2 protein-coding genes are annotated in these 1,568 nt (G+C 40.1%); both read right to left on the bottom strand.

Features of this window, described 5'->3' with window-relative positions:
- Nucleotides 1-46: 46 nt before the first annotated feature.
- A complete protein-coding gene (locus QUB30_RS33540; protein WP_333342670.1) occupies nt 47-916 on the bottom strand; it encodes a hypothetical protein in 870 nt (289 codons plus the stop codon).
- Nucleotides 913-1,176: a helix-turn-helix transcriptional regulator gene (locus QUB30_RS33535; protein WP_333342668.1), complete on the bottom strand. Its 264-nt coding sequence runs from the start codon at nt 1,174-1,176 to the stop codon at nt 913-915. The genes QUB30_RS33540 and QUB30_RS33535 overlap by 4 nt, the downstream gene beginning before the upstream one ends.
- Nucleotides 1,177-1,568: the final 392 nt, after the last annotated feature.

Genomic DNA, 1,568 nt, shown 5'->3' with positions numbered 1-1,568 from the left:
AGAGTTGGATTCCTTGACCGGGTAAATTCATATATCTCTTTTTTTGTCAACTTCTAATACTGTACCGACGCTCTAGGCGACTTGATAAAAGCTTATTCCACCGACCAACGGTCATACCGGAAACTTCAGTATTGTAGACACGTCGCTTAAATTCCTCAATGCCTGGATGTACAATTCTGTCCATCTTTGCAAAATTTGTATCTAGTCTATATTCATAGCGTATCCGTAGCTCCCGCAGAAGGCGCTGATACTCTCTAGTTGGTTTGTAGACTTTTCCTTGAGTACCCCATGAATCAACTATTTTCTCAGCTTCTAAAAACTCCTCAGCAGAGCCTTGGAATTTATATCCACTGGTGTTTGTTTGTTGCAAATTTGCTGTTCTTTGAGTTGTATCTTCCGGCTCTAAAACAAGATAATCCGGCGGATTGTGATAGTGGGTATCTCTCGCTACAGCTACCGATAAACCAGAGACAACGCACACATCAAGAATGCGAGGCTTGCCATAGATGATTTTATCGGGTAGCCATGCCAGGATAGCAACGTAGGTCTGATCGAACCTAAAGTGATTTTGACTATCTTTGAAACGTGCTGTTATCTCTGTTGCTAGTGGGAACCACGCTTTAATTTCTAATCCTGGCGTTGGTTGAACTATGCCGAGGAAAATAGTATCTGGAAAGCCAGGATCTTGCCTATGCCACTTTCCAAATTCAGCGAACTCATTTTGTTGATTCAAGAATTCAACGGTGTTAAATTCGATTAAATTTCCGACTAAGGGCGAAAGCTTTGAGATAACTTTAGACAGGTTCACCGCTGCATCTACGGTAACAGGTTTAGATACATCTAAAACGTCGAAAGTGTTACCGGATAAGCGATCTAGATATTGGGAGGCAAGTCTGATTACATCTTGCGTATTCATATCTCGCTCTCACAAGATGCTTCAGATATTTTTTGTGAAATTTTTCTAATAATATCGCAAGGATCTACACCAATTACATCAGCAACTAACAGAAACTCAATTACATCTAACCGCCGTTCACCGTTTTCATATTTGGCTACGAAAGACTGGGGCTTTTTAAGAGATTTAGCAACAGACTCCTGAGTTAGTTGCGCTTCTTTACGAGCCGCAATCATACAGCAACGGAAGGTTTCATATTCATCGCTAAAAACAGACTTCATTATTCTTTGGGTTTAGCACTGCATATTCCCTAGATATAATAAACCTGTTTTCGGATAATCCCAAAATAGGATATTTAAATTTGTTAAAAATGGATAGTAATGACAATTCAACAAAATTAATCACAATCCCCAGGGTCGCAGCTATCTCTACTTGTGGCCGTCCGTCCCACCATAATTTTTTTTGTCATCCTTCGGCTTAGCAACACCATCAGGTTGTTTCTTTGGCTTTTTGACTTCTTTGTTACTTTTTCTCTCTTTTGACATAATCATTCCTCAATTTTGACTCAGCATAACATAGATTGGCACATCTACCTAACTGGAGTTTAGACTAACAAGGGAAAGAAAAGGGAGCCTGTGATTGCCACAGGCTCCCTAAAGGCAGAAAATTGAGA

The organism is Microcoleus sp. BROC3, assembly GCF_036702515.1.
GTDB lineage: Bacteria > Cyanobacteriota > Cyanobacteriia > Cyanobacteriales > Microcoleaceae > Microcoleus.
Note: the sequence above shows the minus strand (reverse complement) of the source record. Positions and strands in the feature narration are given on the sequence as shown.